Source organism: Weizmannia agrestimuris (assembly GCF_943193165.1).
Classification (GTDB): domain Bacteria; phylum Bacillota; class Bacilli; order Bacillales; family Bacillaceae_C; genus Weizmannia; species Weizmannia faecalis.
Window position 1 is genome coordinate 1 of the sequence record NZ_CALPDC010000044.1, and the last position, 23,119, is coordinate 23,119.

23 protein-coding genes are annotated in these 23,119 nt (G+C 45.7%); 12 read left to right on the forward strand and 11 right to left on the reverse strand.

The window, feature by feature from the left end:
• Positions 1–195: 195 nt before the first annotated feature.
• The 3 genes from NFR98_RS13095 to NFR98_RS13105 all read left to right on the forward strand — a co-directional run bounded on the left by NFR98_RS13095 (position 196) and on the right by NFR98_RS13105 (position 2,080).
• On the forward strand, positions 196–822 hold the full coding sequence (locus tag NFR98_RS13095) for an NUDIX hydrolase (protein ID WP_017550414.1): 627 nt from the start codon (positions 196–198) through the stop codon (positions 820–822).
• Positions 823–1,040: 218 nt separating this feature from the next.
• Entirely contained in the window at positions 1,041–1,550 is a 510-nt protein-coding gene (locus NFR98_RS13100) for a GNAT family N-acetyltransferase (protein WP_017550413.1), read from the forward strand.
• 23 nt (positions 1,551–1,573) lie between these two features.
• Complete coding sequence (locus NFR98_RS13105; RefSeq protein WP_017550412.1) at positions 1,574–2,080, forward strand: DsbA family oxidoreductase; 507 nt, start codon at positions 1,574–1,576, stop codon at positions 2,078–2,080.
• A 232-nt stretch (positions 2,081–2,312) separates the two neighbouring features.
• On the opposite strand, the gene NFR98_RS13110 is transcribed toward NFR98_RS13105, so the two are convergent.
• A complete protein-coding gene (locus NFR98_RS13110; protein WP_014098273.1) occupies positions 2,313–2,465 on the reverse strand; it encodes a YpzG family protein in 153 nt (50 codons plus the stop codon).
• 680 nt (positions 2,466–3,145) lie between these two features.
• Between NFR98_RS13110 and NFR98_RS13115 the strand changes: the two genes are divergently transcribed.
• The 8 genes from NFR98_RS13115 to NFR98_RS13150 all read left to right on the forward strand — a co-directional run bounded on the left by NFR98_RS13115 (position 3,146) and on the right by NFR98_RS13150 (position 12,760).
• Positions 3,146–4,141 carry a glycoside hydrolase family 15 protein gene (locus NFR98_RS13115; RefSeq protein WP_013859386.1) on the forward strand — a complete coding sequence of 332 codons (996 nt, stop codon included), beginning with the start codon at positions 3,146–3,148 and terminating at the stop codon, positions 4,139–4,141.
• A gap of 300 nt (positions 4,142–4,441) precedes the next feature.
• The gene (gene glgB / locus NFR98_RS13120) at positions 4,442–6,382 is read left to right on the forward strand and encodes a 1,4-alpha-glucan branching protein GlgB (protein ID WP_251460289.1); all 1,941 of its coding nucleotides are present in this window, start codon (positions 4,442–4,444) and stop codon (positions 6,380–6,382) included.
• Positions 6,382–7,539, forward strand: coding sequence for a glucose-1-phosphate adenylyltransferase (locus tag NFR98_RS13125; RefSeq protein WP_251460291.1), 1,158 nt, complete (start codon positions 6,382–6,384; stop codon positions 7,537–7,539). The genes glgB and NFR98_RS13125 overlap by 1 nt, the downstream gene beginning before the upstream one ends.
• Before the next feature lie 16 nt (positions 7,540–7,555).
• Complete coding sequence (gene glgD / locus NFR98_RS13130) at positions 7,556–8,665, forward strand: glucose-1-phosphate adenylyltransferase subunit GlgD (RefSeq protein WP_251460293.1); 1,110 nt, start codon at positions 7,556–7,558, stop codon at positions 8,663–8,665.
• Between the two features lie 13 nt (positions 8,666–8,678).
• Positions 8,679–10,106, forward strand: a complete 1,428-nt coding sequence (glgA, locus tag NFR98_RS13135; RefSeq protein WP_251460295.1) for a glycogen synthase GlgA — start codon at positions 8,679–8,681, stop codon at positions 10,104–10,106.
• 361 nt (positions 10,107–10,467) lie between these two features.
• Positions 10,468–11,337 carry an NAD(P)-dependent oxidoreductase gene (locus NFR98_RS13140; protein ID WP_251460297.1) on the forward strand — a complete coding sequence of 290 codons (870 nt, stop codon included), beginning with the start codon at positions 10,468–10,470 and terminating at the stop codon, positions 11,335–11,337.
• 23 nt (positions 11,338–11,360) lie between these two features.
• Complete coding sequence (locus tag NFR98_RS13145; protein WP_019721325.1) at positions 11,361–12,116, forward strand: exodeoxyribonuclease III; 756 nt, start codon at positions 11,361–11,363, stop codon at positions 12,114–12,116.
• A gap of 215 nt (positions 12,117–12,331) precedes the next feature.
• A complete protein-coding gene (locus tag NFR98_RS13150) occupies positions 12,332–12,760 on the forward strand; it encodes a cell wall hydrolase (protein WP_026683414.1) in 429 nt (142 codons plus the stop codon).
• On the opposite strand, the gene NFR98_RS13155 is transcribed toward NFR98_RS13150, so the two are convergent.
• The 6 genes from NFR98_RS13155 to NFR98_RS13180 all read right to left on the reverse strand — a co-directional run bounded on the left by NFR98_RS13155 (position 12,757) and on the right by NFR98_RS13180 (position 18,375).
• Positions 12,757–13,947, reverse strand: a complete 1,191-nt coding sequence (locus tag NFR98_RS13155; protein WP_251460300.1) for an MFS transporter — start codon at positions 13,945–13,947, stop codon at positions 12,757–12,759. The genes NFR98_RS13150 and NFR98_RS13155 overlap by 4 nt on opposite strands.
• 312 nt (positions 13,948–14,259) lie before the next feature.
• Entirely contained in the window at positions 14,260–15,006 is a 747-nt protein-coding gene (locus tag NFR98_RS13160; protein WP_013859378.1) for an SDR family NAD(P)-dependent oxidoreductase, read from the reverse strand.
• Positions 15,007–15,706: 700 nt separating this feature from the next.
• On the reverse strand, positions 15,707–16,690 hold the full coding sequence (locus NFR98_RS13165; protein WP_251460303.1) for an L-lactate dehydrogenase: 984 nt from the start codon (positions 16,688–16,690) through the stop codon (positions 15,707–15,709).
• Between the two features lie 133 nt (positions 16,691–16,823).
• Positions 16,824–17,291, reverse strand: a complete 468-nt coding sequence (locus NFR98_RS13170) for an aminodeoxychorismate lyase (RefSeq protein ID WP_026683417.1) — start codon at positions 17,289–17,291, stop codon at positions 16,824–16,826.
• Complete coding sequence (locus NFR98_RS13175; protein WP_014098287.1) at positions 17,284–17,667, reverse strand: hypothetical protein; 384 nt, start codon at positions 17,665–17,667, stop codon at positions 17,284–17,286. The genes NFR98_RS13170 and NFR98_RS13175 overlap by 8 nt, the downstream gene beginning before the upstream one ends.
• A 147-nt stretch (positions 17,668–17,814) precedes the next feature.
• Positions 17,815–18,375 (reverse strand): DUF420 domain-containing protein, encoded by a 561-nt coding sequence (locus NFR98_RS13180; protein ID WP_014098288.1) that lies wholly within the window; start codon positions 18,373–18,375, stop codon positions 17,815–17,817.
• Positions 18,376–18,527: 152 nt separating this feature from the next.
• Here NFR98_RS13180 and NFR98_RS13185 point away from each other — a divergent pair, with 152 nt between their 5' ends.
• Complete coding sequence (locus NFR98_RS13185) at positions 18,528–19,322, forward strand: Cof-type HAD-IIB family hydrolase (protein ID WP_251460306.1); 795 nt, start codon at positions 18,528–18,530, stop codon at positions 19,320–19,322.
• A gap of 52 nt (positions 19,323–19,374) precedes the next feature.
• Here the strand turns inward: NFR98_RS13185 and uraH are convergent, their stop codons facing one another.
• The 4 genes from uraH to NFR98_RS13205 are packed head-to-tail and all read right to left on the reverse strand — an operon-like array spanning position 19,375 to position 23,035.
• Positions 19,375–19,734: a hydroxyisourate hydrolase gene (uraH, locus tag NFR98_RS13190; RefSeq protein ID WP_035184831.1), complete on the reverse strand. Its 360-nt coding sequence runs from the start codon at positions 19,732–19,734 to the stop codon at positions 19,375–19,377.
• Between the two features lie 16 nt (positions 19,735–19,750).
• Positions 19,751–21,184 carry an NAD(P)-binding domain-containing protein gene (locus NFR98_RS13195; protein WP_061086907.1) on the reverse strand — a complete coding sequence of 478 codons (1,434 nt, stop codon included), beginning with the start codon at positions 21,182–21,184 and terminating at the stop codon, positions 19,751–19,753.
• On the reverse strand, positions 21,162–21,704 hold the full coding sequence (gene uraD, locus NFR98_RS13200) for a 2-oxo-4-hydroxy-4-carboxy-5-ureidoimidazoline decarboxylase (RefSeq protein ID WP_052042176.1): 543 nt from the start codon (positions 21,702–21,704) through the stop codon (positions 21,162–21,164). Before uraD ends, NFR98_RS13195 begins: the two co-directional genes overlap by 23 nt.
• Before the next feature lie 2 nt (positions 21,705–21,706).
• Positions 21,707–23,035, reverse strand: a complete 1,329-nt coding sequence (locus NFR98_RS13205; protein ID WP_407067034.1) for a nucleobase:cation symporter-2 family protein — start codon at positions 23,033–23,035, stop codon at positions 21,707–21,709.
• Positions 23,036–23,119: the final 84 nt, after the last annotated feature.

Sequence of the window (23,119 nt, forward strand, 5' to 3'; positions counted from 1 at the left end):
AAGCGACAGACATTTATTCGGGTTAATTACTCTATCCCGACTGAGAGGAATTTACACACAAAAAAAGACTTGACCCTCCGGGAGAAAAAAGGAGGGGAGAAAAATGCATCCTTTTCTTGAAAACTGTGGTATATATTAGGTATAGGGAAAACTGTTTTCACATCATGGAAACGAAGTTTAAAAGGGGGGAATCGATTGAACGAGGCATTCATTATTAAAAAATTAAAAAGGCGGAAACCGTCCGTTTTTGGAATGGACCGTTTGTCCCAGTTTGCGGTCCTGTTGCCGCTCGTTCAAAAAGGCGATGGCCTTCATGTTTTATTTGAAGTCCGGTCCCGGCAGTTAAGAAAACAGCCGGGGGAAATTTGTTTTCCGGGCGGCAGAATTGAAACGACGGACAAAAACCCAATGGAAGCCGCGATTCGGGAAACAACCGAGGAACTGTGCATGGATGCGTCTGTCATCCGCAACGTATTCCCGCTTGACTATGTCGTTTCATCATATGGAAGGCGCGCGATCTTTCCGTTTGCGGGTTTTTTGCCGGATATGCCTTTTCATCCGAATCCGGGCGAAGTGGAAGAAGTCTTTACAGTCCCGCTTTCGCATTTTGCCAAAACAGCGCCGGAATGTTACCGGATTGAATTTAAGGTGGAGCCTGACCAGGATTTTCCTTTCCATTTAATTCAGGGTGGTAAATCATATAAATGGAACAGCCAGCAAATGGACGAGTATTTTTATTACTACGGGGATTATGTTATTTGGGGATTAACCGCCGGCATTTTGAAAAACTTTATGGATATTTTGGGTGCGGACAAAGCTTGAATGATGCCCGTGGCGGCTGTCCTGCCCTTTCGGAAACCGGAAATGCCGCCGGAATCCGGCAGCCGGTTGCCTTCATACCGGGTGTTTTCAGCATGGTCTGGTGTGCAGGACATAAAAAAACTGTTCAATTACGTGAAATTATTATAAAATGTTGTTTATAATACAAAGCTTCCGTTCCGAAAACGGAGGAGACTTTTACAATCGAGGGAAAATGAGCGATGATACAGCATGGCCTAATCAGAAATGCCACAGAAGAAGATCTGCAGGAGGTCTTGGACATTTATAATGCCTGCATCGGAAACGGGATTATAACGGCTGACACAGTCCCGGTCACCGTAGAAGAAAAGTTGCCGTGGTTTAAAGCCCATCACCCGGACAGCCGGCCGCTTTGGGTGTTGGAAGCAGACGGGGAGATTGCTGCCTGGATCAGTTTAAGCGATTTTTACGGAAGGCCAGCTTACCAGCCTACTGCTGAGGTCAGTATTTATGTCAGCGAAAAATGGAGAGGTAAAGGAGCCGGGAAGCACCTGCTCGGGAAAATGTTGGAAGCCTGCCCGAAGCTAGGGGTGGAAACACTGCTCGGCTTTATTTTCAGCGAAAACAAGGCCAGTTTAAAGTTGTTTGCATCCTTCGGGTTTGAAACTTGGGGGCATTTGAAAGAAGTAGCTGTGCTTGACGGACGCATGCACGATTTAATCATCACTGGTAAAAAAATTCAAGGATTTTGAAAGGCTTAAGGAGCTATAAAGTTATGAAAATAGAATTATGGTCGGATTTTTCATCGGCAGATTCTTATCTTGCCTTTGTAAGACTTGGCGAGGCACTGGAACAATTTGGCCACAGGGAAAGCATTCAACTGGAATTTCGCAGTTTCGTGAAAAACCCCGAAAAAGAAGTACATATTGAAGAGAGCCATAAATTGCTGCACTATGCAAAACAACACGGGAAGCAGGCGTTCATTGCGAAGGCCCTGTTTGAAACGTATGCCCGGCAGCCTTCACCAGGTACAGGAGATCTATTACAGGCTGCCCAAATGGCCGGACTGAATAAAAGAGCGGCTGAAAAAGCCATTGTAACGGATGTTTACTTGGAGCATATCAAAAAAGACCAGGCAGAAGCAGATCTATTGAGCGCGGATTTTGCCCCCTTTATGGTCATCAACCGGAAATATGCGATTTCGGGAGCCCGCCCGGTTGATTTTATTGTTCAGTCCATGCATGAAGCATGGCGAGAAGAAACCTATGTAGCGGCCATATAAACATGAAAAAAGCGCCCGGTCCGGGGCGCTTTTTTCCAATCTTTCTTGCGGCGGCTAAGGCTTGCACTCCACATTGTGCATTCCAAAAAGGTTGCCTTGCCGGCTTATGCAATTCAGCTCATCGCTATACCAATATAGCATGATTTTAAACGAAAAACAAGCGTTTTGGCGGATTTCCGTTTATTACCACAACCAAAAAAGGCCGGGAATCATCCCGGCCTTTTTAGTATCCTCACCAGCGATGCGCTTTTGCATTGCTCCTCAAGATGATGGTGTTTTGTGTAACTTCCGTCTCGCCATTGACCTGGGAATTTGTATGTTTCCGCCGCGTCCAGTTGTAATGGAACAACTCGGAATGCGGATCCAGCTGGTCTTTGTAGCTCATACGATCACCTCTTGGAAGGATTTGGATACCGGTGATATTCATACCGAATATCAATGCTAGCTTGTGCAAAAAGGGCAAAATTACACATCGTGTGTGCTTTGGGCAAAATCCGGCTGAAAGGCAGAGCGAAAAAAACAAAAGACACAATGTGCTAAAAACTCATACATTGTCACATTTTCCCCATCCATATCAAGATTAAGATGTACGTATGGTACATTGTGCTAATAACAGAAAATGAATAGCAAACAAAACCGCAATTATGCCAAATTGGAAACCATGCCGCGCCTATGTAATCAAATTACACTGTGTGCTGATAACACAATAAAAACAAAAACCAAAACAAGCATTTAAGGGAAAGGAACGGAAAAAACTCCGGGATGCCGGAATTCAAGCGGGCAGAAATGGGCAAAAAAATTGGGCTTGATTAGGCTTTCTATATAATCATCCAACAAATGCAGACATAATATATAAAAAACAACCGTCCAGGAAAAGAAATGGCTGGCAATGGTAGCAACGCCGTTTGTCAAAACACGGCTTTTCCCGGCTTGAATGCATCTGAAAAAAGCAAAGATCTTATTGAAAGCGCTTTAAAACAGGGGAGTTATGTTGGAATGGTTATAAAAGGATCAGCCTCTTGCCAACACTAATGGTATGGATCAACTTTTTGGAGGTGAAGATTGATGAACATCGAAAAAGCTGTTGAGGTCATTGACCGGATGCGCCTGCCAAACGGTGCCTATACCGCCAGTTTGTCTTCCGACTACCATTATGTTTGGATCAGAGATGTCGTATATACCGTTCTGCCTTTTTTAGCCACGCCGTCCCCGTATTATGAAAAAGCATACCAGGCATTGCTTGATCTGTTTATCCGCTATGAGTGGAAAATTGACATTCATACAAAGAAAAGGCCACGGTATTTATATGAATATATCCACGCCCGCTATTCCACTGACCTCGAGGAACTCCCGCAAGAATGGGGCCATGCCCAAAACGATGCTATCGGGGCTTTCCTTTGGGGCGTAGGGGAAGGCGTCCACCACGGCCAAAAAATCATCCGCAGCCAGAAAGATTTGGAGATTATCCAAAAACTGGTTGACTATCTCGAGTGTCTGGAATATTGGCAGGCCGAAGATAACGGGATGTGGGAAGAGAATATGGAAGTGCATGCTTCAAGTGTCGGGGCATGCGTTGCCGGCTTAAAAGCAGTCAGGATGCTCGTGCATGTGGAGGATGGGCTGATTGAAAAAGGGGAAGAAACACTTTATAAACTGCTGCCGCGGGAGAGCGCAGGCAAACCGACCGACCTTGCTTTACTGTCTCTCATTTACCCTTACCGGATTGTCAACCGAGATATGGCGCTTCAAATACTGGAAGATGTCACCACAACGCTTGAACGGAAATACGGTGTGATCCGCTATGTCAATGACCAATACTATAATGAAGGCGCCGAAGCCGAATGGTGCTTTGGTTTTCCATGGCTTGGTTTATGTTTCTATGAACTGGGTATGTATGATAAGGCAAATGAATATGTGGAAAAAACCAAAAGCATCATTACGGAAAATTGGGAAATCCCGGAACTTTATATCGGCGGCAAGTACGTGCCGAATGGAAATAAACCGCTTGCCTGGTCTGTTTCTTTGGCGTACCAGTTCTTCAAAACAATGGACGTCCGCTAAACAATTGAACAGCCGATTTTAAGCTGTTTTAAGTCGCGACCCGCATATTCATTGCATGTCAAACCAATGCGGCGCATTTAAAACAGCTTTTTTCTATTCTGAAAATATACGCCGGCTGATTTTCTTTTTCCACTGATGCAGCGTTCACTGCAGAATGGGCGTCTATTGGTAAACGGAATGGCGGATTTGAAAATAAAATCATTTTGTTTCCATTTCGACAAAATTAGATGGCTTTTTTTGCAGGATTCGTAAAATTCATAACGAATAGTAAAAGTATGCTGAAATAGCGGAGGTGCGACATTGGAAAATTCAGTAAAAAATTCGCAACAAGTCCTGCCCACTGATTTCGAGCTTTATTTATTCCACGAAGGCACCCTTTACGAGAGCTATACTTTGTTCGGGGCACATGCCATGGAGTATGAAGGAAAAAAGGGCGTGCGGTTTGCAGTTTGGGCGCCGAATGCGCAAGCCGTTGCCGTAGCCGGCGATTTTAACGGCTGGGATGGCAGCAAACACCAAATGAAACGGCTCAAAGATTCAGGCATCTGGGTATTATTTATTCCGGATCTCGCGCCTGGTGAACTGTATAAATATGAAATTACAGGGCCTTCAGGCAATACTTTTTTTAAAGCGGATCCATATGCGTTCTATTCGGAAGTACGCCCGAAAACGGCATCTGTCATTTATGATCCCGGCATGTATCAGTGGCATGATAGAAAGTGGATGAGCCATAAAGCAAAATCCGACCCATACCACGAGCCGATGCTGATTTATGAAATGCATTTCGGTTCATGGAAGAAAAAAGCCAATGGTGATTTTTACACCTACCGTGAAATGGCAGACGAACTGGTCCCATACGTTGCCGGCCATGGCTATACGCATATCGAGCTTATGCCGATGATGGAACATCCGTTTGACCGGTCATGGGGCTACCAGATTACCGGTTTCTATGCACCGACGAGCCGGTACGGGAAGCCGGAAGATTTCATGTATTTTATCGACAAATGCCATCAGAACGGCCTTGGGGTGATTTTAGACTGGGTTCCCGTCCATTTCTGCAAAGACGCCCACGGCCTTGGCCGGTTTGACGGAACACCGCTGTTCGAGCCTGCAGATCCTGACATGGCGGAACGGCCGATTTGGGGTACATACAATTTTGACTTTCAGAAACCTGAAATTTTCAGTTTTCTTATTTCCAATGCCCTTTTTTGGATGGACGTTTATCATATTGACGGCTTCCGGGTTGATGCAGTTTCTTCTCTTATTTATTTGAACCATGACAGGGGAGACGAAAAGAAATTGGCAAACCAATATGGCGGTGACGTCAATTTGGAAGCTGTCGAGTTTATCAAAAAGCTAAATGAAGCCGTTTTTAAAAAGTTTCCGCATGCCTTAATGATTGCAGAAGAAGCAACATCGTGGCCGCTCGTGACAGCGCCGGTTTACGCGGGCGGGCTCGGCTTTAATTATAAATGGAACATGGGCTGGGTGCATGATGTGCTCACCTATATGCAGACACCGGAGGAAAAAAGGCCTGATGCCCACGATCTCCTCACCTTTTCCATGCACTATGCTTTTTCGGAAAACTATGTACTTCCTTTTTCGCATGATGAACTGGTTTACGGAAAAAAATCGCTGCTCAATAAAATGCCTGGGGATTTTTCACAAAAGTTTGCAAATTTACGCCTTCTTTATGCTTATTTTATGACCCATCCGGGTAAAAAATTATTATTCATGGGAAGCGAATTCGGACAGTTTGACGAGTGGAAAGACCTGACGCAGCTGGATTGGATGCTGCTGGATTTTGAAACGCACCGGACCTTCTTTCAGTTTACAAAAGCCATGAACACATTCTATCAAAACACAAGAAGCTTGTGGCGGCAGGACCATGACCCTGAAGGCTTTGAATGGATTGATCCGAATAATCGCAGGCAAAGCATCATAATTTTTATGAGAAGAGGAAAGCGGAAAGGGGATTATTGCATCGTCCTCTGCAATTTTTCAAAAAACAAATATGACAAATTCAGAATTGGCGTGCCTTCATTCGGAAAATATATTGAAATTTTCAATACGGATGATGAACAGTTCGGCGGCAGCGGTTTGTTGAACAAAAAAGCAATCCAAGTGAATAAGGAGCCTTTTCATAACCAGCCATACAGTATGGAAATCAGCATTCCCCCACTCAGTGCATTGATCTTTAAAAAGCAATCAACAAAACGGCAAAGGGGTGGTAAAAAATAATGGCAGAAAAGAAATGGATGGCAATGCTCTTAGCAGGCGGGCAGGGAACAAGGCTCGGGGATTTGACATCCCAGCTGGCAAAACCGGCAGTGCCTTTTGGCGGCAAGTACAGAATTATTGATTTCTCGCTAAGCAACTGCATGCACTCGGGCATTGATACCGTCGGCGTGCTGACGCAATATGAACCCCATCTCTTAAATTCGTATGTCGGAAACGGGAAAGCGTGGGACCTAGATAAAAATTTCGGCGGTACAACCGTACTGCCGCCGTATGTAGGGAAAGACGGCGGCGAATGGTATAAGGGGACGGCCAATGCGGTTTACCAAAATATCCAGTATATTGACCACTACAATCCGGAATATGTTGTGATTCTTTCAGGCGATCATATTTATAAAATGGATTACCGGAAACTGTTAAAATCGCATGTGGAAGCAGGGGCGCAGGCGAGCATTGCCGTCATTGAAGTCCCGTGGCAGGAAGCAGGGCGCTTCGGCATTATGGTAACAAACGCGGAAGGAAGAATTGTTGAATTTGAAGAAAAACCGAAATTCCCAAAGAGCAATCTTGCCTCCATGGGCGTATATCTGTTTAATTGGAAGCATTTGCGCGAATATTTAATACAGGACGAGAAAAACAGCGCTTCCTCGCATGACTTCGGGAAAGACATTATTCCGAAAATGCTGAAGGATAAAAAGAAAATGTATGCTTATAAATTCCAAGGTTATTGGAAAGATGTCGGCACGGTCCAAAGCTTCTGGGAAGCACATATGGACCTGCTGGAAGAAAAACCGGCATTTGATCTGGATGACCCGGACTGGCGCATTTTCACCGGAGATGCGAACCATCCTCCGCAATACATTGCGCCCCAATCCAATATTAAAAACGCGCTCATCAACGAAGGCAGCTGGATTTACGGGAATGTTTTCCATTCTGTCATCTCGGATCATGTCTATATTGGCAAAAACAGCACGATCCGGGATTCCGTCATCATGCCGAATGTCACGATCGGCAGCAATGCGACGATCGAACGCGCCATTATTGCGAGCGGCACCGTCATTGAAAACGGCAAAAAAATCACGCCTTCAAAGCCAAATGATATTCAGTTGTACAGCTGTCCGCAAAACGGAGAAGAAGCGGAAATAAAAGAAGTTTTATAAAAGGGACGGGTGAAACATGACGAACGTATTAGGAGTTATCAATTTGATCAACGAAAAGCCGATTTTAAAGGAGCTAACGAAACACCGCTGCCTTGCTTCCGTTCCGTTCGGCGCCAGATACCGCTTCATTGATTTTGCGCTTTCCAATCTCATTCATGCTGAAATTACCCAGGTTGCCGTTTTTACGAAAGACAACGGCAGATCGATCATAGACCATATTGGTTCAGGAAAGGAATGGGATTTGGACCGGTACGACGGCGGGCTGTTTATCCTGCCGCCGGTTGCCGATGATGCAAAATTGAAGGGGGATATCCAGGGCTTTTATGATCATCGCGAATTCTTTGAACGCGCCTCGGCAGACCTTGTCATCATCTCGCCGGGAAGCAACGTCAGCAAACTCGATATTTGCGAGCTGGTCGCATTCCATGAGAAAAGCCAGGCAGATATCACGGTTGTATACAGGAAATATGACGGGGAGCCGATCCAAAAACCGAACTATCATCAAATGGTGGTAGATAAAGAGGACAACGTGCGGGACATCGAATTGTTTACCACTCCGCAAAAGGGCGACTTCGTCTGCCTGGAAACCTATGTGCTGTCAAAACCGTTGCTGATGGATCTCATCCAAACCTGTTCTGAAAACGGAGAATATGACTTTTTGCGGGATGCGATCAAAGCGAATGTCCATAAATTTAAAATTAAGGGGTATCACCACCGCGGCAATATGATCTTTATCCACTCCATGGACAGTTACCACGCGGCAAACATGGCCATGCTCGACCCGGATACGATCCGCGCTTTCTTTTACAGCGACTGGGAAATTCTGACCAAGATCAAACATGAGCCGCCGGCAAAATACGGACAAACAGCGGACGTAAAAAATTCATTTATTGCAAACGGCTGTTTAATTGAAGGGACAGTGGAAAACAGTATTATTTTCCGCGGCGTGAAAATCAAGAAAGGGGCAGTCGTGAAAAACAGCATCATCATGCAAAGAACAGAAGTGGAAGAAGATGCGGTACTGGAAAATGTCATCGCAGACAAGCAGGTGGCCGTTACCCAGCATAAGGTGGTTGTCGGGACTCCGTCGCATCCAAAAGTATTATGCAAAAAAGAGATCATTTGATGGAGGGGACAAGATGAACGTATTATTCGCTGCTTCAGAATGCGCGCCATTTATTAAAACAGGGGGGCTGGGCGATGTTATCCAGGCATTGCCCAAAGCTTTGAAAAAAGCGGGGATCCATCCGGCAGTCATCCTGCCGAAATATGAAGATTTAAAACCCGAAGTAAAAGCGCGCCTCTCCTTTATGGGAAGCCTGACCGTGCCGGTTGGGTGGCGGAAGCAGTATTGCGGGATTGAAACATTGGAGGAAGGGGGGATCCGCTATTATTTTTTGGACAACGAGTATTATTTTAAACGGCACGGGAGTTACGGCTATTTCGATGATGGCGAACGGTTCTCCTTTTTTTCGCGTGCAGTGCTTGAAGCTCTTCCTTATTTGAACGAGAAACCGGATGTCATCCATTGCCATGACTGGCAAACCGGGCCGATTCCCGTGCTGTTAAAAGCGCATTTTTCCAGCCATCCTTTCTACCAGGGCATCAAAACGATGTTTACGATTCATAATTTGCGCTACCAGGGCGTATTTCCAAAAAGTGTTCTGTCTGATCTTCTCGATTTAAGCGAATTGTATTTCCATGTGGATGGCCTTGAGTTTTACGGGAATGTCAGCTACTTAAAGGCGGGGATTGCTTATGCAGATGCCATTACAACCGTCAGCCCGACATACGCCCGGGAAATCCAGACGCCGTATTACGGGGAAAATCTTGACGGCTTTTTGCGGATGAAAAGCAACCGTTTCGAAGGCATTGTCAACGGGATTGATACGGATGCTTATAATCCCAAAACAGACGACGCGCTGTATTTTACATATGAGGACTATCCGGGAAAATTAAAGAATAAAAAAGCCTTGCAGGAAGCTTTCCATTTGCAGCCGGATTCCGGTATTCCCGTTATATCGATGGTGACAAGGCTGGTGGAACAAAAAGGCATCGATCTGGTGCTACATGTAATACATGAGATATTAAGTTTAAATGTCCAGTTTGTCCTTCTTGGCACAGGCGAGCATCAGTACGAGGAAGCATTCCGGCATCTTGAAAACCAGTATCCGGGCCGGGTATCCGTACATATTTATTTCGATGAAGCCCTTTCCCATAAAATTTATGCGGGCAGTGACTTGTTTTTAATGCCATCCAAATTTGAACCGTGCGGCATCGGGCAACTGATCGCCATGCGGTATGGCACATTGCCGCTTGTGCGTGAAACCGGCGGGCTGAAAGATACCGTAAAGCCATACAATGAATTCACAGGCGAAGGCAACGGTTTTTCGTTCACAAACTATAACGCGTACGATATGCTTTACACAGTTGAAAGGGCCGTTTGGTTTTTCCGCTACCAGCCGAAAACATGGCAGTCGTTGTCTGAACGGGTGATGGGGCTTGATTTCAGCTGGGAGAATTCTGCAAATGCATATATCCGGCTGTATGAAGGGATATGGCCGTAAAGAATAGGGAGCACTTATACAGAGTGGAAAAAGGCGCCTGCTTCGTACCGGCGCCTTTTTACTGATGCCCACGTTTGTTTCGCCGGCTGATGGCTTTTAAAATCGATAACTTGTCTTGGAGCGTTAACATATTCCAACTTCCGACTTTGATTTTCACTTTCCCCCCCCCCCGCATAAGGATTGGCGAACATCAATTATACTTGTATAATACCGCTTTTTTCTTCAATACAAACGCCAAATATTTCTACAAAAATTGCGTATTTCTTGCCGCATTTTTTCTTTAACATTAGAATAAGAACAGAATATCCCTTTAAAGCTGATGGCTTTTAGGTGAATTTGTCTAAATATGGAGGCTTTTGTCATGAAGATAGGTTGGATTGGTTTAGGGCATATGGGATCTCCGATGGCCTACCGCCTTTTAGATGCGCATTTCGATTTGTTTGTGTATAATCGCACAATTAAGAAAACGGAAAAACTGGCTGAAGCCGGCGCCGCCGTTTGCAAAACGCCGAAAGAAATCGCTGAAAATGCGGACGTCATTGTCACGATGCTGACCAATGCCGCGGCAGTGGAAAACGTTTTACAAGGGGAAGACGGGGTGCTTGCCGGCCTCACGGAAGGGAAAACAGTCGTGGATATGAGTACCGTCAGCCCTTCCGATTCCATCCGTTTTGCCAAGTGGGTGGAAGAAAAGCACGGGCATTTTATTGATGCACCGGTATCGGGTTCGGTACAGCCTGCAAGAGAAGGCAATCTCGTCATTCTTGCCGGCGGCCGGAAAGAAGAGATTGAAGCTGTGACCCCCGTATTTGAAGTTTTAGGGAAAACCACCATTCATTTTGGCGAAAACGGAAAAGGCAGTGCCGCGAAATTGTCGATTAATTTGCTGCTCGGCCTGACGATCCAGGGAGCGTCCGAGGCCATTCTCCTCGGGGAAAAGCTCGGGCTTGAAAAGAAGGATCTCATTGAAATGATTTCGGCTTCTGCTTGCAATACACCTATTTTCCAAATGAAAAAGAAGGCAATTTTACAAGAGGATTTTCCGGCTGCATTTATGCTTGAATTAATGGCAAAAGACCTTGGCCTTGCAAAAGAGGAGATCAAAAAAGCCGGGATGTCGCTGCCGCTGGCGGACGCAGCCGAAAAAACATACAGCCGGGCAAAAGCAGGCGGAACCGGAAAAGCGGACGTCGCTGCGGTTTATAAAGCATTAAAACACCTGAACTTTTAAATGCAATGGAGGAGAAACCGGGGATGAAATTTGTTTCTTGGAATGTGAACGGGCTCCGCGCCTGTGTAAAAAAAGGGTTTCTTGCATTTTTTGCAGAAACCGGCGCCGACATTTTTTGCGTGCAGGAGACGAAACTGCAGGAAGGCCAGATCGCCCTTGATTTGGACGGCTATTATCAATATTGGAACTATGCCGAGCGGAAAGGGTATTCGGGCACGGCCGTTTTTACAAAAAAAGAACCGCTTTCCGTGCGCTACGGCGTCGGGGAAAATCGGACAGAACCGGAAGGCCGGATTTTGACACTCGAATATGAAGATTTTTATTTGGTCAATGTTTATACGCCGAATTCCCAGCGCGATCTTGCCCGCCTCGGTTACCGCCTCGAATGGGAAAACCGGATGCGGGCCTATTTAACGGATCTTGATAAAAAGAAGCCGGTCATTGTATGCGGCGATATGAACGTTGCCCATCAGGAAATTGATTTAAAAAATGCAAAAAGCAACATCGGCAATTCAGGGTTTACAGCGGAAGAGCGCGATAAAATGACCGGGCTGCTGAACAGCGGATTTATTGATTCGTTCCGGTATTTTTATCCTGAGCGGGAAGGCGCATATACATGGTGGTCTTATATGAATAAAGTAAGGGAAAGGAATATCGGCTGGCGGATTGACTATTTTCTCGTATCCAAAAGACTTGCCGGCCGTTTAAAAGGTGCCGGCATGTATCCGGAAATAATGGGCAGTGACCACTGTCCGGTATTTTTAGAAACCAATTTTTAATTGGCAGGATCCGTTTCTGCCGATTGCCCTTTTGTGCTGTGCGCCGAAACTTATAGCCCGGTACTCTTTCGGATTTAACAAACATCAAGCATCCGGTTTTTTCCGCCCGGGTGCTTGATTTATTTCAGGCACAGGTGGGGTTCTCTTTTGGTGTTTTGCAGCATAAGATAAAAAGCGGAACTTGTGCGCAATTTGCAAATCCAGGGAGGCTTAAAATGGCAGTCGTAAAGGCATCAAGTGCAGACATCGATTTACTGGCACGGCTTTTAAGGGCGGAAGCAGAAGGGGAGGGGCAGCTTGGCATGCTGCTTGTCGGCAATGTCGGCATAAACCGGATCAGGGCGAATTGTTCGGATTTTATCGGGCTCCGGACCATTCCGCAAATGGTTTATCAGCCGCATGCTTTTGAAGCAGTGATTCACGGGTATTTTTACCAGCGGGCACGGGAAAGCGAACGGCGGTTGGCCAGACGTGCGATTAACGGCGAAAGGCATTGGCCTGCCAAATACAGTTTATGGTATTTCAGGCCGCAGGGGGACTGCCCGCCCACATGGTATGACCAGCCGTTCGTTGCCCGGTATAAATTGCATTGTTTTTACGAACCGACAGCTGAAACATGCGAAAATGTATACAACACTTTTTAATTTGCGAGCCTTTTTTCATTTGGCAAAAAGCAGGATATGACAGCGCCGATCATGGGCAAGAAAGATAAAATGGTAAATACTGCAGCAACCCCGAACATATCGGAAACGCCGCCCATGAAAACGGAACCGATTCCGCCGGCGCCGACTCCGAAACCAATTGACAGGCCGGAAGCAAGCGCGATATTTTTGGGCAACAGCTTTTGCATATAGATGACGCCGACAGAAAAGCTTGAAAGGACGCTGAAACCGAAACAGAGCAGATCTAGTACAGCCAGCCAGCCGCTTAAATGCGGCAGCACAAGCGCAAAAGGCGTGGCAAGGAACATGGACACGACAAGCAGCCGTTTCATGCCGGCCCGGTCTGAAATAATGCCGCCAAAAAGCGTGCCCAGTGCCCCGGCGCCGACAAAGACAAAGTTCAACAGTTCGCTTGTTTCCAAACTTGCATGTTTCATGTAAAACGGAAGAAAAATAACAACCCCGACCTGGCACCAGGAACGCAAAATAATGACCAGAACAAGCAGGATGACGCCGGGAATATGGTTTTTTCCGGCGATTTCTTTTTTCCGGCGCTGGATATTTTGCACTTTGCTGTTCATCCAGCCAAGCAGGGGGGCGGTTAAAATAAGGGATAAAAGAGCAACCGGCAGCAGCCAGATCAGGCCGTGTATGCCGGTATGCACCAAAAAGAGCGGAATCATAAGCGGCCCGAAAGCCTGCCCGGCATTTCCGCCAACCTGGAATATTGCCTGTGCCAATCCTTTTTTATACCCGGACGCAAAATGGGTGCCGCGTGATGCTTCCGGATGAAAGACGCCCGACCCGAATCCGGAAAGCGCAATAAAAACCAAAAGCCATGGGAGAGATGGCACAATGGCGGTTAGGCTCAGGCCGGCAATCGATAAGAAGACACCGAGCGAAAAAAGCCAGACCCGCGGTTTCCGGTCCGTCAGCATGCCAAAAACCGGCTGTGTTACCGATGAAGTAAAATAAGAAACCAGTACAATTAAAGTGGATTGCGTATAATTCAAATGAAGCGCATGCTTGTACATGACAACAAGGGCAGGAACCATGCCGGTTGTCACCAGGTCATTTAAAAAATGCGCACCGCTGAACGTAAACAGCGCACGGCGAAAAAAAGGGTTTTCTGCCTCTAACGGCGCTGATGTAAATGATTGACTCCCCATACATACTCCCACTTTCTCGTAATTTCTTTCAAACCGCCCCGGACAGGGACGAAGACAGCCGGATCAAAAACGAGAGCTGTATGAATATTGTAACATAATTTTCCACAAAAATGACAAAATGAACCTCTTGTGTAAAGTCTATTTGCATAGCGTTTTGGATTGCCACTTTTTTCGTGCGGGCAGAGATGAAATGAACAAGAATACTCCGGTTCAAAAGGGAGGAGGCCCTTTTGAACCGGAAAGGGGGGGAGAAGGGGTGTACGGAAATTTTTCCAACACTTCAAGAGCAGCAAGTTTGAGCATCCAAGAAAGTTATTTGAAAGAAGCATAGCCGTCATCAAGCATGACAACGCTTCCGTTAATAGCATCTGCTTCTTCAAGCGTTAACAGATAAACCGCATTTGCGATCGCTTCCGGGCGGATCAGTTTTTTGCGCATTTGCTGTTCTGTCATTTTTTGCGTCATTCCGGCATCTTTATAAGCTTGTATAATCGGGGTATCCACACAACCCGGCGCAATGCCGACGACGCGAATGCCGTATTGTGCCAGTTCGAGCGCGGCATTTTGCGTCATCATCCGGACAGCGCCTTTTGCAGCCTGATATGGGAAAGTACCGAAATTTGCCAAATAACCGAATACGGAAGCCGTGTTGATAATGACGCCTTTTACATCCAGCTCGCGCATTTTTCTGCCTGCAGCAATGATCCCGTATGCCACGCCGTGCTGATTGACATCAATGACACGCAAGTAATCTTCTATTTTCATACTCAGGATATGCCCGAGTGTTCCGATTCCGGCGTTGTTGAACATCACGTCAATCGTCCCGTATATTTCAACTGCCTGATTGACAAGTGATTCGACTTCTTCAAATTTGGAAACATCCGTCTTGGCAAAAACAGCATCTCCGCCTTCTTGTTTGATCAATTCCACCGTTTCAAGCCCTTTTTCTTCATCAATATCGGCAACCACAACGGAATCGCCTTTACGTGCAAAAGTTAAACTTGTTTCCCGGCCAATCCCGCTGCCGGCCCCTGTAATCACTGCAACTCTGCCTGACATGATGCATGCCTCCTGATGGATATATTTATAGAAAAAGTAAGCGTTTACTTTTCTTTACAATTTTTAGTGTACCACCGCAAGAAAAGGTTTACAATAAAAGGAAAGAACAGTTCGAAAAATTGACTTACCTCAATAGACAGTTTTAAAACCATCAAAAAAGTATAAACGTTTGCAGTTACTTTGAAGAAAAAGCAGGCGTAAAATCAAACCGATGCGGAATGCTCATTAAAGCACAAAAACAGGGAAATCAGCCAGAAGAAAAATTTTAAAGCAAAAAGAGTGTGCTGGTATTGTAAGTAAAAGAATAAGCCAAAATTTAGGGCGATTCAATGAAAGAATGTGCGAAAATGTAGATGAAAATGCAATAACGCTGAGTGATGGAATAAACCCGGAACGATCAATGACCGCGACCGCATACGGATAAACCGAAATCCCGTCCTGATGAGATGAAAAGATGCAATAAAGGATTGTATTTCACAAAAAATCGTTTCTGTCTCAATGTTTAAAGTAATCTTCTTTTTTGAGATAAAATTTCATTTTACTCCTCAACTAGTTATAATATATATTATGTTAACTAGATAAAAATCATCACATTGCGGAGTTGCCCGGCCACTCCTTTTCCCTTGTACCCAGAGATTATCTTTGGCCAGAATCGTTTTCACCTAAAAAATCCGCTGTATAATGCAGCGGATTTTTTAGATCAAGCCTGAATATACGATTTTCCGGTTTTTACCGATGCCATTGTATTTTGGATCGATTTTGCCGATTCGTGCAGCCAGGATGTTTCCTGTTCATCGAGTTCAATTTCAAGCTGTTGTTCGATTCCGTTACGGCCGATGACACTTGGTATGCTTAAAGCGACATCACCATTATATCCGTACTGACCATGCAAAGTGGCGGAAACTGGATAAATGCTTTTTTCATCCAGCATCACGGCTTTTGCCAATGTCACTGCAGCTTCAGCGACACCGGCATTGGTCCACCCTTTCCCATTCAGGACATCAAAAGCGGTTTTCACCACCTTTTGTCTGAAAGCTTCCCTGTCCAACGGTTCTTTTCCCTTAAACACGCTGTCCAGTTCTTTTTCACGGAATCCCTGTACATTTAAACGGCTAAAAACCGGAAATGAGGTAAACCCGTGCTCGCCCATCATATAACCCGTTACACTTTTCGGATCAATGCTGTAATTTTCGGCAACAATCTGGCGGAGGCGGGCCGAATCAAGCATGGTGCCTGTTCCGAATATCCGCCCTTTCGGATAGCCAAATTCATTTTCAGCAATATAGACAATCGTATCAAGCGGATTTGTAATGAAAATGATGACAGCTTCTTTTGTATATTTCGTAATCCCTGCCATGACTTCCCGCACCACGGCGGCATTCGTCCTGGCAAGCCCTGCCCGGTCCGGCATTTCGTCTTTTTCCGACGGAAGCACGCTTGGCCCTGCTGCACAAATAATGACGTCCGCATCGGCGCATTCCGAGTAATCCCCTGCTTTCACGCTTGTGTTTGGCATATATGTAAGTGCCGTGGCATGTCTCCAATCGAGCGCTTCCCCAAATGCGACCCCTTTCTTTTTATCCAATACAGCAATTTCCGAAAAAAGGCCCAGTTTCATCGCATTTGCAAGCACATACGAACCGACATGCCCAACGCCTGCAACTACTAATTTTGTCTTTTTCACAGTTGTCTTCCCTCCTTGTTTTCTTTATTTTAACATTTAAAATCATACTATTGCAGTGAAAATTTCGTAAACCGGAAAAACGGCGCAAAAAAAGCTGCCCGGTCCGCAGTACGGCAGGCAGCTAGCTTCATGATTATTTTTTAAAAATGGTTGAAATCACTTTATCGTAACTCATCGTGCTGTCCACGACATAAGTACCAGGGCGAAGATGATTCTCAACACCCTTCTTTTCGACATCTTTACTGAATTGAAATGCATCATCCACGATATTAGCTTTCTCAAGCAATTTGCCGACATCAATGCTCGTCATCCCATCCGTCACCTGGAACACAACCCGGTTGACGGTTTTGGTTTTCGCGGATTTTTCAGCGGATGACTTCGCATCAGCCAGATCTTTGTCATATGCAGCCTTGGTTTGAACGACATATCCTGCATGCTCTAGTTTGTCTTTCATCTGGCTGTTGGAGAGTTTTGCAGTTTCAGCCGTATTTGTTTTTTTCACCGTATTGTCCGCTGCTTTGCCTGTTTCGGAAAAATAAACGGCGCCTGTTACAGCCGTGGCGAGCAAAATCCCTGCGGCAAAGCTGCTCAATTTATTCATTCCCACCGGCAACCTTGCTCCTTTCGTTTTTCGCCGCCATAAACGGGGCCAGAATTTCCTCAATTTCCGCTTTTGTCACTTGTTTTTTTTCTGCAATGCTTTCAATAGAGTAGTTGCGTTTATATAAATCCAGCACTTCAAGCCTGAACTGTTTATCAAAGGCAGAAAGCTGGATGCCGGCTTCTTTTTCAAGAATGTCCATTTCCAGTTCAAGCGTCCGGATGCCGTCTTTCAGATGATTGATTTCATCCATGAGTGCCAAATGCACCGTTTCCAATTCCTGCTGTTCCTCTTTCGCACGGTTCCGCGTTTTAAAGATGGACATGATCAGCAACACAACGGATACCGCAAATAAAATTACCAATGTCCAGACCATCAAATATGTACCCCTCCTTCAAAAATCTTCTTCCTGTACCCTATTATTATACATGTCCAGCCTTTTATTTTCGATAAAAAACAAGAATTTATGACAAAAGTTGCACAAAAAAAACACCAGCCGGACCAGCGGCTGGTGTACTGTTCTTTAATAATACGGTGCCATCATCAAGTAAACGATCACGCCGGTGATGCTGACATAAAGCCAGATTGGCATCGCCCAACGGACAATTTTTTTGTGCTTTTTCACCTGCATTGTCCATCCCCACACAAGTGCGAACAAAGCAAGCGGAACAATAATGGCCGCGAGAAAACTGTGGGTAATCAAGATAAAGAAATAGATGAACCGGATTGCCCCTTCCCCGCCATATCTTGCCGTTTCAGGCGAAAGATAATGGAATGTCAAATAAGAAAGCAAAAACAAAAACGTTGACGCAAAAGCGGCCAGTACAAATCCTCTATGCACATTGATATTTTTCCGTTTAATGGCGATGAGCGCGCAGACGAGAAAAATAAACGTAAAGCTGTTAAAAACGGCGTTCATCCTCGGCAAAATATAAATATCAAATCCTACTTTACCCTTGTAACCGATGTTCGTAAAAAAGAGCAGCAAAATGATAATATTTGCGATAAGGGAAACGGTGATAATCAGCGCCGTAAAATTTTTATCACTTTTCGGTTGGTAAGAAGGACTGTTCCCTTTATTCATGTTTTCATGCACCCCGCATTTTATATTCTGTAATCATATGCTTTCATGATAGCATGAAGATTGGTAGACAAACAACAATAGCGAAGTTTTTCACATTCATTTTTATTTGTGGTAAAGTAAAAGTGAAAAATTATACATACTGGAGCGAAATGATGGGACACTATGAAGCACTTTTTTTAGATGTAGACGGAACGATTTTGACACCGGAAGATACGATCCAGCCTTCAACAAAAAAGGCCGTGGTCAAAGCAAAAAAGCACGGCATGGAAGTCTTCCTGGCAACCGGGAGGCCGCTTCATGAAATTTCGTGGCTGATGGACGAACTGGAAATCGAATCCGCGATCGGCTATAACGGCACACTTGCTGTCTATAGAGGAAAAAACCTTTTTAAAACGGTAATGGACCCTAAAATTGTCGATAAATTTATTGGCATTGCCGAAAAGCACGGACATAAAGTCGTTTTGTATACGGACCGGCAAAACTTTATCACTTCTTTTGATGTGCCTGAAGTGAAAAGTTTTATAAAAAAAATCCACCTTCGCCAAAACGCCCCTTTTACACCGGCAGTACTTGATCAAGTATTGGGCATTACGCTTGTGAATGTCCGGGGAAACGGCGCCGCATTGTATGCAGATTTGCCCGGCCTGCATTTATCCCAGGTCAACATTGATGGATTCAGGCATTGTTACGACGTTATTCTTGATAAAGTGAATAAAGGCATGGCTGTAGCCAAAACCCTGGATATCCTCGGCATTCCAAAAGAAAAAGCCGTTGCGTTTGGGGACGGCATGAACGATAAAGAAATGCTGGAGGCAGTCGGCGAAAGTTTTGCGATGGCAAACAGCAACCCCGGACTGTTTGCTTATGCAAAACACCGGACGACAAGCGTTACCGAATCCGGTATTTACCATGGTTTGGAAATGCTCGGGGTGATCGATCAAGCATAAGGGGGAGCGTCCGTTTAAACGGTGAAGGCCGTTCAAACTGCCTCTTCCCTTTTTAACTTCCGCGATAGGTCTGATACCCCCAGGGAGAAATCAATAGCGGAATATGGTAACCGGCAGCCGGATCAGAAATGTTGAACCGGACAGGCACTTCACCCCAAAAAGGCGGGTCCGGAAGATTTGCTCCCTGGCTGCAGAAATAATCACCGATAGAAAAAACAAGCTGATACAAGCCGGAATCTATTTTCTCAGCAGATAACAGTGGGGCATCCGTCCGGCCGTCTTTATTTGTTACCGTTTTGGCAAGACACCGCCACCTTGATGTTGCCGGATCAAATTTAAATAACTGTACTTTTACATGTTCAGCAGGTTTGCCATGTGTTAAATCCAAAATATGTGTTGTTAAACCGGGCATATGCGCCATCCTTTCTTTACAACTCAGCGGAGGCAATCGCTTTTTCTGTCCAATTGCCGGTAAATTCTATTTCACGGTAGGAAAAATAGTCTTTTAATATTTGTTCCCGGTCATCAAGGAACAGTTGATCTGCAACGCCTTGGACAACTTTCGGGATTGCAAATCTTAAGCCTGATAAAGCGGAAGCAGACAACCCACAGCTAATGAGGGCCGAATAATTAAAAGCAAACAAACCATAGAGTATCCGCCTCCCCTTTTCATTGCGGCTAAGGAAAGAAAAATCCGGACCAAGGTATGGATGCGCATCAATCAAAGGATTTTTTATTTTTTCCGGCGCACTGAACCGATCCTGCCAGCGGGCAATATACGGCTCAACCAGCCGCAATTCCGGCCGCAATGATGGATTGGAAACAAGACCGGTGGCAATGATTAAAAAATCAAAAGCAAACGCTCCATGCGGGGTGGTGACAACTGCCTGTGTTCTCTCTTCCCTTACATCCAGCCACGGTGACCCGGTATGGAGCCGAAAGCCCGGCCAGGCGCTGGCACGGTTAAAAATATCATTTGTCGGCGGCTGGCTATACTTGAAAAAATGGGCCATCGCTGCGTATTTATCTTTATCAGACAAAGTATGGTACCGTTCAATCATTCCGGAAAGTTCCATCTGGCGAATCGGGTTAATCCGCTTTAAATCGTTTCCCCTGATAAATACATGGGCCTCTGCCGCCCCTTCTGCAAGCACATGGTTCGCATTGTCAAAAGCAGATGCACCGCCGCCCAAAATGCCGATCTTCTTTCCTCTCAGCTTTTCCATTTCTATCCTTTGCGATGTGTGGGCATACAAATAGGACGGAAGTTTTTCCTTTATAAAGTCCGGCACATACCATTCCCCGCCGCCCTGAATTCCGGTGGCAAGGATGATTTTCCGCGCAAGTAAAAATGAAGAAGGTGCCCCTTTCCCTTCAATCTGCAGCCTGTGCACCCCTCCTTCAGGCGCTATACAGGTTAAAGTAACTTCGTTCAGAACTGGGAGGCGAAGCACTTTCCTGTACCAGCGTAAATAATTCATCCATTCTCGGCGTGGGATTTTGTCCAGCTCGTCCCATGCTTTTTCTCCGTATTGCGCTTCCCAAAAGGCCCTGAAAGTAAGTGAGGGAATCCCGAGATCAATGGAGGTCAGGTGTTTTGGCGTTCTTAACGTCAGCATCCGTGCATACGTATCCCACGGTCCTTCATAACCATTGGGATTTTCATCAATTACAAGAATATTGGAGATCCGCTCTTTTAACAAACCAAATGCCACGCCAACGCCGCACTGTCCGCCGCCAATTATAATCGCATCATATACATGGCCTTCCTGATGAACAACCGGCCGAACCCAGTCTGCCCCGCCAAACGCTAGGCAAGATAGATCTTTTTGTACCCGTTTATTCAGTGCTTCCAAACTCATCACTATTTCCTCCATTTTCGTTCGATTGGTTAAAGAGCGCAGTAAACCTGAAATAAGCAATTTGATAAATCTGCTCCAGTGCGGTTTGAAATTCTTGTTCGCTGCTGTGGCAAAGCCGCTCGCGCATTGCCGCGTAAATCTCTTCCTTGTTTTTTCCGCGAACGGCCAATATAAAAGGAAAGCCAAATTTTTTCTTATATTTTTCATTGGCTCTTTGAAACTTTGTATATTCTTCCTTTGTCAGGTTCTGCAGCCCGGATTCCCTTTGTTCTGACGCCGAATGCGCGCTCATCCTCATCCTGCCGCCTAAATCCGGATGTGCCCGGATCAACTCCCGTTTCCGGTCTTCCCCTGAGTCTTCCACCATTTTTACCATCTTCCGGAATAATTCATCCGGCGAATGGTAAGGCCTGCCAGCTGCTGCTTGTTCGGCAAGCCACCGGGCATGTTCAAATATCCCTTCAAGCTGCTCTATAAATGCATCCTTCGTGATTTGATTGAATTCATGGATCGTCGCCATCTTCATCCTTCTTTCAAAGCCGGATCCACGACACGTACGGGAATGTCAGAAGGCGCACGCACGCGGTCTTTTTTCGGCAAGAGCAAGTTTAAAATAATGGCGCACAGGCTGCCGCAGATGATGCCGTCATTCACCAGGATTCTGAGCATGGGCGGCAAAACATGAAATAAATCCGGGACAACCGTCGCACCGAGCCCAAGCGAAACGGAGCAGGCAATGATCAGCAAATTGCTGTTTTCCGAGAAATCAACATTCCGCAGCATCCGGATCCCTGAAGACACAACCATTCCGAACATGACAACCGTTGCGCCGCCAAATACAGCAGTTGGAATGATCGTCGCCAATGCGGCAATTTTCGGCAGCACTCCGAGACAGATCAGGATGATGCCGGCAGCAATCGTGATTTTTTTCGTTTTGATGCCGGCAAGCTGGACAAGGCCGACATTTTGGGAAAAAGTACTGTAAGGAAAGGCGTTAAAAATCCCCCCGAGGATAAAAGAAATTCCTTCTGCCCGGTAACCGTTTGTAATGTCTTTACCGGTTAATTTCCTGTCCGTCATTTCCCCGAGTGCCAGAAAAGCACCAGTGGACTCCACCAGAATGACCGTTCCGACGATGATCATCGTGATGACAGGGACAATATGGAATGCCGGCATGCCGAAATAAAAAGGGGCCGGAACACGGAACCAGGAAGCTTCCGCAACGACTGTGAAATCAACCTTCCCCATAACGGTTGCAGCAATTGTGCCGGCAATGATCCCGAGCAACACAGAAATGGCGCGCAAAAAACCTTTAAAAAAGCGGTTCATAATGAGGATCAGCGCCAGCACACCGAAGGAAAGCAGCAAATTTTCGGGAGATCCGAAATCTTTACTCCCCTGTCCGCCGCCCATATTGTTTATACCGGTCGGGATCAGGGATAATCCGATGATCATCACCACCGTCCCCGTTACGACAGGCGGAAATAGTTTTAACAATTTCCCGTATACTTTGGAAAACAAAATAATGAACAAACCTGCAGCAATAATGGCGCCATAAATGGCATGAATGCCGTATCCGGTGCCGATCGTAATCATCGGGGACACAGCAACAAAGGAAGTACCCATGACAACCGGGAGGCCGATTCCGAACCATTTTGATGCCCATGATTGAAGAAGGGTCGCGAGCCCGCATGTCAGCAAATCTACCGAGATTAGAAATGCCTGCTGCTCGGGGGAAAACTTTAACGCGTTGCCAACGATGATTGGAACCAAAATGGCACCGGCATACATGGCAAGCACATGCTGAAGGCCTAGTGAAAAAATTTTTGAAATCCCTGTTTTCTGATTCAATTCCATTCCTCCTCGTATAATAAGTTTAAATCCAAAGTGGATGTCAATTTCCAGTTCATTCTGCTGCTCATTGACAAGTGAATA